An 11801-nucleotide genomic window follows, 5' to 3' on the forward strand; every position below is an offset into this window, starting at 1 on the left:
CCCGCCGGACCCCAGGGGTTCGGCGGGCCTCCGTACGTAGCGAGCCGCGGTCCCGACGCGGTCAGCCGCGCTCGTGCGACGGCCGCCTGCGCGTCCACCACAGACCGGCCGCCCCCGCGGTGACCAGCGCCGCGCCGGCCGCCCCCAGCGGCACCACGTCGTCGCGTCCCGCGCCGGTCCGAGGCAGCTCGTCGTCCTTGCCCTGACCGCTGCCCGGCTCCTCGTCGCCCTGGTCCCCGCCCGGCGCCACCGGCTGGTTGTCGGTGCCGAGGAGCAACGGGGTCGCCGGAGCGTCCGGTGACGGGTTGGTCGTCCCGAACGGCACCGGGCCCTGCTGCCAGAAGGTCTTCTTCCCGTCGGTGCTCAGCACCGGCAGACAGACCTCGCCCTTCTTCGACAGATCGTAGGTCGCATCGACCGCGTACGACTTCGTCTCGCCCGCCGGGAGATTGTCGAGTTCGCAGTTGTAGCCGCTGTTCGACCCTTCCGGAAGATTGTTCTCCGCTATGGGTGTGCAGCCTTCCACGCTGTTCACGGTCATTCCGTCGAAACCGACCACCCACAGCTTGATCTTCCCGCTGTCCTCGCTTCCCCCGTTCTTCACCGTCGCATCGAACCCGGTCTTTTCCGAGCCATTGTCGACGGAGATCTCGGACGGTAGCGTCGTGGTCAGTTTCACGCCCGCCGGCGCGGCGTCGACCGCCTTCCCTCCCTGGCTGCTCCCGGGCCCGTCGTCATCGGCGACGGCGGGGGAGGAGAGGATCATCGCCGCCGAAAAAGATGCCACGACCAGCGATCCCGTAACGGTCGTCGTACGAAGAAAAATCATGTTCGCCCCCCTTGGCTGCGCCTGAATTCGCAGTACTCGAAGAGGTACCACAAGATATGCGCGCACTATGCTGGTATGCCTCCAAGTGTGACCGTTGTGTTTCAAACCAGGGGGTGCGGCGGATTGCCGGGAAATACGCGCAGCGGCGGTGTTCCAGGTCTGTTGGTGACGGGACGCTACCGGTTGGCCGAGAGTATCGGTCAGGGTGGAATGGGGCGGGTGTGGCGGGCCGCCGACGAAATTCTGGACCGCCCGGTCGCCGTCAAGGAGATGCGGATGGACGGCATCGACGCGGAGGACGCCCGGACGCGCCGGGAACGCGTCCTGCGCGAGGCGCGGGCCACCGCGCGGATCGATCATCCGAACGTCGTCCGGGTCTACGACGTCGTGGAGGAGAGCGACCGCCTGTGGATCGTCATGGAGCTGGTCGTCGGCCGCTCCCTGGAACAGGCCATGGCCGAGGAGGGGCCGCTGGGACCGGCTGAGACGGCCAGAATCGGGCTGGGCCTGGTCGCGGCGCTCGGGCAGGTGCACGCGCGGGGGGTGCTGCACCGCGACATCAAACCGGGCAACGTCCTGGTGGAGTCGGCCGGCCGGCGCGTCGTCCTGACCGACTTCGGGATCGCCGCGATCCAGGACACCAAGGCGCTGACCATGGTCGGGATGCTGGTCGGCTCGCCCGACTACATGGCACCCGAGCGGGTCTCCGGGCGCCCGCAGGGCCCGCCCTCCGACATCTGGTCGCTCGGCGCGACCCTCTGCGCGGCCCTCGCCGGACGCTCCCCGTTCACCCGCGAGACGACCCTCGCGACGCTGCACGCCGTGCTCTACGAGGAACCCGCACTGCCGCCGGCCGCGGGCCCCCTGAGCGAGATCCTGGCGGCCCTGCTGGAGAAGGAACCGTCGGCCCGCCCGGAGCTGCAGGACATCGAGGCCGCGCTCCAGGAGGTGGCGGCGCCGCCCCCGACCCCGACGCTACGGGTGACGGAACCTCCGCCGGCGACGACCGGGTTCCCGGAACCGCGCCCGCCGGGGGAGTCGGGGAAGCAGGGGGTGTCGGGGAAGCAGGGGGAGTCGGGGAAGCAGGGGGAGTCGGAGAAGTCGGGGGTGTCGGAGAAGTCGGGGGTGTCGGGGGTGTCGGGGGTGTCTTCGCAGACACCGCAGGCGGCGACGCCGACGCCGACGCCGACGCCGGGCACGGACACCCCGGCCGCCCTGACCGAAGTACCGGGCGCGTCGCCCGAAGTACCGGCCGCATCGCTCGAAATACCGACCGCACCACCGGGGATACCGGACGCGCCCCCGGAGACCCCGCAGGCACCGACCACGCCCCCCGACGCCTACCCCCAGGCCCTGCCCACCCCCAGCCCGGTCCCCAGCCCCACACCCACACCCACACCCACACCCACACCCACACCCACACCCACACCCACACCCGCCCCCACTCCCGCCCCCACTCCCACTCCCACCCAGGTCTCCACCCCGGAGGCCGCTCCCCGTCCCACCCCCACGGAAGCCACCGAATCACCCACCCCCGCCGCACCGCTCGCCCCCCTGACCCCGGACACCCCCACCTCCCGCACCCCGAGGGGGAGCGGCCCGGTCACGGAGGTGAACGGGCCCGCCGAGCCCGACGCCGCACTCACCGCCGAACCCCTCGGCCCGCCCGAATCGCCCACCACTCCCCAGCGGTCCCCGGACCGCCCCTCGCGGCGCCGCCGCACCGCCCTCCTCACCGCCGTCGGAGCGCTGGTCGTCGCGGGTGCCGTCATCGCGGCCGTCCTCGCGACCGGCTCGGGCTCCCCGGGCGGGGAGGAGGGCGCCGGTGCCACGACCTCCGCCCCCACGGTCGAGGGCACCTCCCGCCCGCCCACGCTCCCGCCCGGTGCCCGCCGGGAGGCCGGCGGTTTTGCCTGGACGCCCCCCGAGGGCTGGCGCCGGGACGTCAAGACGGGTGCCGAGGTGCACTACACGTCGCCGGACGGACGTCAGGAACTCGTCGCCAAGTCCTCCCTCGCCCGCGGCAACCTGCTGGAGACCTGGCGGACCTCGGAGCGCAACGCCCACCAGGGCGAGGACTACCAGAAGGTCCGCCTGGAGGAGACCACGTTCCGCGACCACCCGGCGGTGGTCTGGGAGTACACCTTCACGCTCAAGGGCGAGCCCTGGCACGCCCAGCTCCTCGGCTTCACCGAGGAGGAGAAGTCGTACCAGATCAACACCTGGTACCAGCCGGAGATCGAGAAAGAGGCCCTCAAGACCTACGAGAAGGTCAAGGAGAGCTTCACTCTCCTATGACGCCCGAGCCCGAGCCCGAGCCGGTGCCCGCGCCGGCGCCCGCCCGCTTCCCGCGCCCGACCCGCTCCCGCACCAGCGCCACGGCCAGCACGGCCGCCGCCACCAGCAGCGACAGCAGCATCGTCGTACGCCCGTCGTGCTCGGTGTCGGTCAGCATGTAGCCGAGCACGAACACGATCAGCGCCGCCGTCGCCCAGGTGAGGTACGGGTACAGCCACATCCGCACCACCAGCCTCTCCGGTGCCTCCGCGGCGACGATCTTCCGCATCCGCAGCTGCGAGAAGCAGATCACCAGCCAGACGAACAGGGCCACCGCGCCGGAGGAGTTGACCAGGAAGAGGAAGACGGAGTCGGGCCACTCGTAGTTGAAGAAGACGGCGACGAAGCCGAACGCCACCGACGTCAGGATCGCCGTCCGCGGCACCCCGCGCGAGGTGGTCCGCGCGAACGACCGCGGCGCGTCCCCGCGCTCGCCGAGCGAGAAGGCCATGCGGGAGGCGGTGTACAGACCGGAGTTGAGACAGGACAGCACCGCCGACAGCACGATGACGTTCATGATCTGACCGGCGTGCGGGATGCCGAGGGAGTCGAGGGCGGCGACGTAGGACCCGTCCTTGGTGATCGACTCGCTGTCCCACGGCAGCAGGCACACCACGACGAGGATCGAGCCCAGATAGAACACGGCGATGCGCCAGATGACGCTGTTGGTCGCCTTGGCGACGGCCTGCCGGGGATCGGCGGACTCGCCGGCGGCCAGCGTCGGGATCTCGCTGCCCATGAAGGAGAAGACGACCAGCAGCACGCCGGTGAGGACGGCGCCGGGGCCGTTGGGCAGGAAGCCCCCGTGGCCGGTCAGGTTGGACAGGCCCGCCGCGTCGGTGTCGGCGCCCGGCAGCACGCCGAACACGGCCAGCCCGCCGATGACGATGAACGCCCCGATGGCGACGACCTTGATCCCGGCGAACCAGAACTCGAACTCGCCGTAGGAGCCCACGGAGATCAGGTTGGTGGCGGTCAGCACCAGCATCACGATCAGCGCCCACCCCCACTGCGGTACGGCCGGCACCCACCCTTCGAGGATCGTCGCCCCCGCGGTCGCCTCCACCGCCAGCACCACGACCCAGAAGAACCAGTACAGCCAGCCGATGGTGAACCCGGCCCAGCGGCCGAGCGCCCGGTCGGCGTGCGCGGAGAACGAACCCGACGTCGGATCGGCCGCCGACATCTCGCCCAGCATCCGCATCACCAGCACCACCAGCGTGCCGACGAGCGCGTACGACAGGAGGATGCCGGGGCCGGCGGCGGCGATGCCCGTGCCGGAGCCCACGAAGAGACCGGCGCCGATGACACCGCCGATGGCGATCATCGTGAGGTGGCGGTCCTTGAGACCGGCCTGGAGACCGGTGCCGGGCTCTCCGGGCTTCCCGGGTTTCCCGGGCTCCCCGGGACCTCCGGCTTCGGTGAGGGTCGGCTGCGAGGTCATGGAGTGGATTTCCTTTGTGCCGTTCGACCCGCGTCCCGTACGGAAGGGGCACGAGTCGGTCCAGTGAAACGGAGGCCTTCCACCCGACGCTGCTTCCCCCGGGCCCGCGTGTCACACTCGAACCATGCGCGTGTATCTCGGCTCCGACCATGCGGGCTACGAACTCAAGAACCACCTCGTCGAGTGGCTCAAGGCGGCGGGCCACGAGCCCGTCGACTGCGGCCCGCACATCTTCGACGCCCAGGACGACTACCCGCCGTTCTGCCTCCGCGCCGCGGAGCGGACCGCCGCGGACCCCGGCACCCTCGGCGTCGTCATCGGCGGCAGCGGCAACGGCGAGCAGATCGCGGCGAACAAGGTGAAGGGCGTACGCGCCGCGCTGGCCTGGAGCGAGGAGACCGCCGGGCTCGGCCGGCAGCACAACGACGCCAACGTCGTCGCGGTCGGCGCCCGCATGCACACCGAGGAGGAGGCGACAAAGTTCGTCGAGGTCTTCCTCAACACCCCGTTCTCGGACGACGAGCGCCACATCCGCCGGATCGACATGCTCGCCGCGTACGAGACGACCGGCGACCTGCCGCCGATCCCCGCCCACCACCCGCAGCAGTAGGGCCGAACGCCCGCACCCGCCCGCCGGAGGACCCCGCCCGCCGGAGAACCCCGCCGGGCGGGACCGAAAGGACGCCGCACGGTGCCAGAAGGGCACACCATCCACCGGCTCGCCCAGGACTACGACGCCGCCTTCACCGGCCGGGCCGTCCGGGTGACCAGCCCCCAGGGCAAGTTCTCCGACGCCGCGGCCCTGCTCGACGGCGCCGAGCTGACGGCCACCGAGGCGCACGGCAAGCACCTCTTCCTGCGCTTCCGCGCCGACGACTGGGTCCACATCCACCTGGGCCTCTTCGGCAAGGTCCGCTTCGGCCCCGCCCCCGCGCCGCCGCCCACCGACACCGTGCGGCTGCGGCTGGTGGGCGACACCGCGTACGTCGATCTGCGCGGCCCCACGGCCTGCGCGCTGATCACCCCCGACGAGAAGCGGGCGATACACGAGCGCCTCGGCCCCGACCCGCTCCGCGACGACGCCGACCCGGCCGTCGCGTACGCCCGGATCTCCCGCAGCCGCACGACGATCGCCGCGCTGCTCATGGACCAGAAGATCATCGCCGGTGTCGGCAACGTCTACCGCGCCGAGGTGCTCTTCCGGCACGGCATCGACCCCTACCGCGCGGGCCGCGACATCACGCCCGCCGAGTGGGACGCGATCTGGCACGACCTGGTCGCGCTGATGCGCGAGGGCGTCCGCAACAACCGCATCGACACCGTCCGCCCCGAACACACCCCCGAGGCGATGGGCCGCCCGCCCCGCGTCGACGACCACGGCGGCGAGGTCTACGTCTACCGGCGCGCGAACCTCCCCTGCCACCTCTGCGGCACCGACGTCCGCACCGCCGAACTGGCGGCCCGCAACCTCTTCTGGTGCCCGGCCTGCCAGCCGACCTGAGCGACCGCCCGGCCCGTCGGTCGGCTTGAGCGGCCGCCCGGCCTGCCGGCACCCCACCCCGTGACCGTCGTGGGCCCCGGGGCCGCGGGAGCGCAGCAGGCCGGTCAGAGGTGGGCCAGAGGCCCGTCAGAGGCCGGCCAGTGGCCCGTCAGAACCCGTGGGGCAGCCACGGGGCCACGTCGGAGCCGAAGGCCAGCGACGCCTCCGCCAGCGCCCCGGGGCGCAGCTCCCGCACCCGTCCGGCCGCGCCCAGCGCCCCCAGCGACACCCCGCCGAGATAGGCCGCGCCCAGCTCCCGCGCGGACAGCGCGAGGTCCGCCGGGTCGGACGTCGGCGTGCACGTCGCGCCCTTCTCGTCGCCCGCCAGCCGCCAGCGCCCGGTGTTCCACGGACAGAAGGCGTCCTCGACGTCGAGCACGACGTCCACCGGCGTCCGGTAGGTCCGCGCCTCCAGCGCGGCCCCCACGTCGACCAGACGGACGTACAGCACGTCCCGCGACTGCGTCCGGCACCGCCGGATGTCCGACACCTGGTACTGCCACGCCTCGTCGGCCGGCCGCCCGCGCACGGACAGCTTCGTCGTCAGGTCGATGCCGAACAGGAACCGCCACAGCGCCGCCCGCACCGCCGGATCGAGCCCCTCCAGATCCTCCAGCACCACCGTGCCCTCGGGCCCGCCCTCGCCCCACCCGGGCCGCACCCGGAACCGCGCGTAGCCGATGATCTCCGCGCCCCGCGAGGCCACCACGCACTGCAGCGGCGACGCCCCCTCCCGGCGGCTCTCCGGGTCCAGCAGCCCCAGCCGCTCCCAGCCGGGCCGCCGGGCCAGCATCCCCGGCCGCCCCGGCACCAGCCGCGCGTACACCGCCTCGCACGCGTCGAGGACGTCGCCGGGCACCGCGTACCGCACCCGTACGTCATCCGTCCCGGCCGGCCCGGACAGCCGTACCCGCGCGGTGTCGATCTCCGCGTTGAGCTGGACGGTCGCGGCGTCGTAGCCGAACCGGCCGTAGATCGCGGGCTCCGACGCCGTCAGCGCGGCCAGCGGCTCCCCCCAGGAGCGCACGTCGTCGAGCTGGCGCCGCATCATCGACGTCAGCACACCCCGCCGCCGGTGCGTGGCGGCGACCGAGACCATCGTGACGCCCGCCGTCGGTACCTCCGCCCCACCCGGCACGGTCATCCGGAAACCGAACGCCCCCGCCGTCCCCACACACGCGTCGCCCTCCCAGACACCGAGCGAACGGTCGGTCTCCGTGAGGGAGTTGTACAGCTCACGTTCCTCGGGAGCCTCCGGCACCCCGCCGAAGGCGCGGATCAGGGCGTCGTACCACGTCGGCCACTCGTCCTGCCGCAGTATGCGCAGCTCCGTCGTACGGTCGGTCCCGTCAGTGCTCATGGAGCCATGATTACCCGGGCAATGAGGGACGAGCCAGGGAATTTCCCTCGGCGGCCCGCACAACGGCCCCGCGTGGGATTCACTGTGAACTCTGGCCTCGGACGGGGGACAAGTGGTACCTCCCGTGCCAAGCGCCTGCTCCGATGGATAGGGTCCCGAACTGATGGCAGCAGGACGACAGCGGCGTGCGGAAGCCGACACGTTCACGGCCCGGTTGAAGAAGCAGTGGCACCGGGCCCGCGTCGCGCTGCGCAAATCGGCCGTCGACTACTTCCGCGGCGACGGCTCGGACTGGATCGCCCTGGCCGGGCTGCTGCTGACGGTCCCCGTCATCGCGGCGATCACCATGGTCAACTCCGTCTGGTGCTCCCCGGCCGCGCTGGTCCTGCCCATCGTCGCCGGCGGCCTGCTGCTGCGCCCGGCGAGCCTGCTCGGCCTGTACGCCGCCGCGGCCACCGCCCTCATCGTGGAGTCCGTGCAGCTCGGCCCGTACACCGAGGGGCCCTCCCGAGTCACCCCGGGCGTCGTCCTGGTCGTCGCCGCCTGCGGCTTCTTCGGCCTGCTGATCGCCCAGTTCCGCAGCCGCGTCGGCGTGCCCTGGCGGCGCGGCGGCACCATGCTCTTCGACCTGCGCGAACGCATCCGCGTCCAGAGCAAGCTGCCCAAGCTCCCGCCGGGCTGGCACCGCGAGATGGCGCTGCGCCCGGCCGGCGGCCAGTCCTTCTCCGGCGACTTCGTGGTCGCCGCGCGCACCAACGGCGGCCGGACCCTGGAGGTCGTCCTCACCGACGTCTCCGGCAAGGGCATGGACGCGGGCTCCCGCGCCCTGCTGCTCTCCGGTGCCTTCGGCGGCCTCCTCGGCAGCCTGCCCCCGCACGCCTTCCTCCCGGCCGCCAACGGCTACCTGCTCCGCCAGGACTGGGACGAGGGGTTCGCCACCTCCATCCACCTCGTCCTGGACCTCGACTCCGGCGACTACGAGCTGTACACCGCCGGCCACCCGCCGGGCCTCCAGCTCAGCGCGGGCACCGGCCGCTGGGAGGAGAAGGCCGCCGAGGGGCCACTGCTCGGCGTGTACGACGGCGCGCAGTTCGACCCGGTCAAGGGGTCGCTGCGCTCCGGCGACGTGCTGATGCTGTTCACGGACGGCCTGGTGGAGACCTCCGACCGGGACATCTCCGAGGGCCTGGACCGCCTCACCGGCGAGGCCGACCGCTATGTCGCGGGCGGCTTCCACGGCGCCGCCTGGCACCTGATCGAGGCCGTCGCCAAGGACGTCAACGACGACCGGGCGCTGCTGCTGATCTGCCGGGAGGGCCCCACCACGGCCCAGGCCCAGGCCCAGGCGGCGGGAGGCTGAGCGCCGTGACCGGGACCGAACCCTCCCCGCCGCTCTCCCTCGCCGCGGTCGAGGCCACCGCCCGCGCCGCCCACGAGGGCCGGACGGACAAGGCGGGGCGGCCCTACGCCGAGCACCTGGCGGCCGTCGCCGAGGGCGTCCGGCGCCGGGGCGGCGACGCCGACCAGATCGCGGCGGCCTGGCTGCACGACGCCGTGGAGGACGACGCCCTCAGCCGCGACTGGCTCGCGCGGGCCGCGCTGAGCCCCCGTACCAAGGACATCGTGGACGCCGTGACCAAACGGCCGGGGGAGGGACCCGAGGCGTACGCCGCCCGCGTCCTCGCCGTACCCGGCGCGCTGCTGGTGAAGGAGGCCGACCTGGCGCACAACGCCGACCCGGCCCGCCTCGCGGTCCTGGACGCGGCGGTCCGGACCCGGCTGACCGCGAAGTACGCCCGGATGCGCGCCCTCCTCGGCCTGCCGCCCGGAACCGCCTCCTAGGCGTTCCCGGGTGCCCCGTGGACGGCCCCTAGGCGTGGATCTTCTCCCGGCTGTCCCGCTTGCCGTCCCCGCCGGACTCAGCACCGGCCTTACCACCGGCCTCAGCACCGGCCTCGGCACCGGTCCGGGCCTCCGTACCGGCCTCGGCGCGCTCCCGCTCGCGGGCCAGTTCGGCGGCGTCCCGCTTGAACGCCCACTCCATCCGGGGCTCCATCGCGAACCGGAACACGCGGCGCACGGGCGGCGTGCACAGCAGCGTGACGGCCGCGGCGGCCAGGGCGGTCACGAGAACCTCCCCGGGCGGCGTGCGCAGCCAGGAGTGGTCGAACCAGCCCAGGTAGTCGCCGCCCTTGATCAGGAAGCCGTGCAGCAGGTAGCCGTAGAGCGTGCCCGCGCCGAGCGCCGTGTACCAGCGCTGGCGGCCCGGCACCCAGGCGAAGAAGCAGGCCGTCAGCAGCAGCGAGCAGGCGAAGAGGCCCAGCGTCATGACCGGCCCGGTCCACCAGGGCGCGCCCAGCTCCTGCGCGGAGTCGCGGTGGTAGAACCAGCCGGTGTTCATGCGCGGCACCGACCACCAGCCGACGGCGACCGCCGCGGCGAACACCGGGACCGAGGCGATCCGCACCGACCGGCGCCGCACCCACTGGAAGTGCTCGGCCTTCATGTTCAGGCCCAGCACGAAGAACGGCAGGAACTGCAGTACCCGCTGGAGGTCCAGGTCGTCGCCGATCTCCGGGGAGACGGACGCCAGCACGGCGACGGCCAGCGCGACGGGCAGCGGGTGGCGGACCAGCTTCCAGACCGGCGTGGTCAGCCGCCAGACGAACAGCGCGACCAGGAACCACGTCAGGTACCAGGGGTCGAGCAGGCTGATCTCCTGGTCGGGGCTGTCGCCGACGTAGCGGTTGAAGAGCGAGTACGCCGTCTCGAAGACGACGTAGGGGACGACGACCCCGGTGATCAGCCGCCGCAGCCGGTCCGGGCGCATGTCGAAGCTGCGCGAGAAGAAGCCGGAGATGATGATGAACGCCGGCATGTGGAAGGCGTACACCACCGAGTACAGGCCCTCCAGGACACGGCTGTCGCCCTTGAGCGGCTCCCAGGAGTGGCCCATGGCCACCAGCGCGATCGCCAGGTACTTGGCGTTGTCGAAGAACGCGTCGCGCTGTTTGCCGTTCTGCTGGCGGTGCGGCGGGGACGAGGCAGCGTGGAACATCTGAGGCACCCTAGCGTTGTCCGCGGGAATCAGTAAAACCCTTGTCGTCATTCCTGGATATGGGCCGGTATAAGGCCGTGCGTATCAACGATCCGAACGGCCGGGAGTGTCGGTTCTCCCCTATTCCGCACCCACTTTGTCAGGATTCATCAGGATTAAAGAGGGCGTAAGGCCGCCGTGTCCGCAGGTGTTGATGTGCCGGTGGCAACAATTCGAAATGCCTGCGAACGCGTTGTGTGGACCTGGAAAGGAACCGGTCGAATTACGTGCCCGGCCGGCCCTTCGAATTACTGTGCGGACCACGGCGGTTGAGGTGTGCGGGGCCCGCTGGTGCGGGGCGGACGCGTGGGACACCGACCAGACGATGTGTCAGCCGCCGCATGAGGCGGCCGGGTTGGTGGCACGATGGTCTCTGGCGGGGGTGCGCGAAGCCGCACCTCCGGGCCGGGAGAGCGGACCGATCTAGGGTGTGATCAGTTGTGGCCATTTCACTGTCAGTGGTGCTGCTGTTGGCGATCATCCTGGTGGTGCTCATGCGAGGGGGATCCCTCAAGGCAGGGCCCGCGATCGTGGCGGTGCTCTTCGGCTTCTTCCTCGCCTCCACCGGCATGGCCCCGTCGATCAACCGCTTCATGAACTCGATAGCCGAAACGATCAACTCGATCAGCTTCTGACCGAACGCGTCAGGGCCGGCTTCTGACCGAACGCGCCAGGGCCCGGTTCCGTGGAACCGGGCCCTGGGCCGTGCGTGGAGCGGGCGACGGGAATCGAACCCGCGTAGCTAGTTTGGAAGACTAGGGCTCTACCATTGAGCTACGCCCGCACAGAGCGCGCCGCGAGTCGGTGACCGCGGCACTGGAGGCATCGTAGCGGGTCGGCACGGTTCGCCGCACACCCCGCCGGCGTCCCCACCGGACCTTCACGGGCGCCCGGTGAATACGGAGGTCCGCGGGGCCCGCGGCATGTACCCTACGTGTCGCACCAGACGGGGTGTGGCGCAGCTTGGTAGCGCGTCCGCTTTGGGAGCGGAAGGCCGTGGGTTCAAATCCCGCCACCCCGACCACCCACCGGCCATCCGGCCGATCACCTCGCATGATCGCCTTTTGGGGTGTGCAGGCCCTGCCGTTACTATGCAAGCTGCACGCCCGTGTGTCTCATCCTGTGCAGTCCTTCGGGCGGCGTAACCGGCCGGTCCGCTCTGGTACCGGCCAACCCCAAGAAGTCAGCCACAAG

The 11801-nt window shown here is 71.8% G+C and carries 10 protein-coding genes and 2 tRNA genes; 7 read left to right on the forward strand and 5 right to left on the reverse strand.

The genetic code is table 11. From position 1 onward, the window contains the following. Positions 1–61: 61 nt before the first annotated feature. The gene (locus tag UW392_RS01810) at positions 62–829 is read right to left on the reverse strand and encodes a hypothetical protein (protein WP_320773040.1); all 768 of its coding nucleotides are present in this window, start codon (positions 827–829) and stop codon (positions 62–64) included. Positions 830–904: 75 nt separating this feature from the next. On the opposite strand from UW392_RS01810, the gene UW392_RS01815 reads away from it, so the two are divergent. Continuing rightward, on the forward strand, positions 905–3127 hold the full coding sequence (locus UW392_RS01815; RefSeq protein ID WP_320773041.1) for a serine/threonine-protein kinase: 2223 nt from the start codon (positions 905–907) through the stop codon (positions 3125–3127). Here UW392_RS01815 and UW392_RS01820 read toward each other — a convergent pair. Next, on the reverse strand, positions 3114–4610 hold the full coding sequence (locus tag UW392_RS01820) for an amino acid permease (RefSeq protein ID WP_320773042.1): 1497 nt from the start codon (positions 4608–4610) through the stop codon (positions 3114–3116). The two genes, UW392_RS01815 and UW392_RS01820, sit on opposite strands and share 14 nt — an antisense overlap. 124 nt (positions 4611–4734) lie before the next feature. Between UW392_RS01820 and UW392_RS01825 the strand changes: the two genes are divergently transcribed. Together UW392_RS01825 and UW392_RS01830 are read left to right on the forward strand one after the other, a co-directional pair. Further along, the gene (locus UW392_RS01825) at positions 4735–5220 is read left to right on the forward strand and encodes a ribose-5-phosphate isomerase (protein WP_320773043.1); all 486 of its coding nucleotides are present in this window, start codon (positions 4735–4737) and stop codon (positions 5218–5220) included. Between the two features lie 81 nt (positions 5221–5301). Further along, complete coding sequence (locus UW392_RS01830) at positions 5302–6111, forward strand: Fpg/Nei family DNA glycosylase (RefSeq protein WP_320773044.1); 810 nt, start codon at positions 5302–5304, stop codon at positions 6109–6111. 148 nt (positions 6112–6259) lie between these two features. Here the strand turns inward: UW392_RS01830 and UW392_RS01835 are convergent, their stop codons facing one another. Continuing rightward, positions 6260–7510 carry a GNAT family N-acetyltransferase gene (locus UW392_RS01835; RefSeq protein WP_320773045.1) on the reverse strand — a complete coding sequence of 417 codons (1251 nt, stop codon included), beginning with the start codon at positions 7508–7510 and terminating at the stop codon, positions 6260–6262. 163 nt (positions 7511–7673) lie between these two features. On the opposite strand from UW392_RS01835, the gene UW392_RS01840 reads away from it, so the two are divergent. After that, entirely contained in the window at positions 7674–8870 is a 1197-nt protein-coding gene (locus UW392_RS01840; protein ID WP_320773046.1) for a PP2C family protein-serine/threonine phosphatase, read from the forward strand. A gap of 5 nt (positions 8871–8875) precedes the next feature. Then, on the forward strand, positions 8876–9352 hold the full coding sequence (locus tag UW392_RS01845) for an HD domain-containing protein (RefSeq protein WP_320773047.1): 477 nt from the start codon (positions 8876–8878) through the stop codon (positions 9350–9352). Between the two features lie 28 nt (positions 9353–9380). On the opposite strand, the gene UW392_RS01850 is transcribed toward UW392_RS01845, so the two are convergent. Continuing rightward, a complete protein-coding gene (locus UW392_RS01850) occupies positions 9381–10568 on the reverse strand; it encodes an acyltransferase family protein (protein WP_320773048.1) in 1188 nt (395 codons plus the stop codon). A gap of 479 nt (positions 10569–11047) precedes the next feature. Between UW392_RS01850 and UW392_RS01855 the strand changes: the two genes are divergently transcribed. Further along, the gene (locus UW392_RS01855; protein WP_320773049.1) at positions 11048–11242 is read left to right on the forward strand and encodes a hypothetical protein; all 195 of its coding nucleotides are present in this window, start codon (positions 11048–11050) and stop codon (positions 11240–11242) included. 75 nt (positions 11243–11317) lie between these two features. On the opposite strand, the gene UW392_RS01860 is transcribed toward UW392_RS01855, so the two are convergent. Further along, positions 11318–11391: transfer RNA gene (locus UW392_RS01860), tRNA-Gly, on the reverse strand. A 163-nt stretch (positions 11392–11554) separates the two neighbouring features. Between UW392_RS01860 and UW392_RS01865 the strand changes: the two genes are divergently transcribed. Further along, positions 11555–11631, forward strand: a tRNA-Pro gene (locus UW392_RS01865). Positions 11632–11801: the final 170 nt, after the last annotated feature.

It is taken from the genome of Streptomyces sp. CRN 30, assembly GCF_034105845.1.

Excerpts from the sequence above, each read along its gene's own strand:
- UW392_RS01810 (WP_320773040.1), bottom strand. The coding sequence starts at position 829 with ATGATTTTTCTTCGTACGACGACCGTTACGGGATCGCTGGTCGTGGCA.
- UW392_RS01815 (WP_320773041.1), top strand. The coding sequence starts at position 905 with ATGCCTCCAAGTGTGACCGTTGTGTTTCAAACCAGGGGGTGCGGCGGA.
- UW392_RS01820 (WP_320773042.1), bottom strand. The coding sequence starts at position 4,610 with ATGACCTCGCAGCCGACCCTCACCGAAGCCGGAGGTCCCGGGGAGCCC.
- UW392_RS01825 (WP_320773043.1), top strand. The coding sequence starts at position 4,735 with ATGCGCGTGTATCTCGGCTCCGACCATGCGGGCTACGAACTCAAGAAC.
- UW392_RS01835 (WP_320773045.1), bottom strand. The coding sequence starts at position 7,510 with ATGAGCACTGACGGGACCGACCGTACGACGGAGCTGCGCATACTGCGG.
- UW392_RS01840 (WP_320773046.1), top strand. The coding sequence starts at position 7,674 with ATGGCAGCAGGACGACAGCGGCGTGCGGAAGCCGACACGTTCACGGCC.
- UW392_RS01850 (WP_320773048.1), bottom strand. The coding sequence starts at position 10,568 with ATGTTCCACGCTGCCTCGTCCCCGCCGCACCGCCAGCAGAACGGCAAA.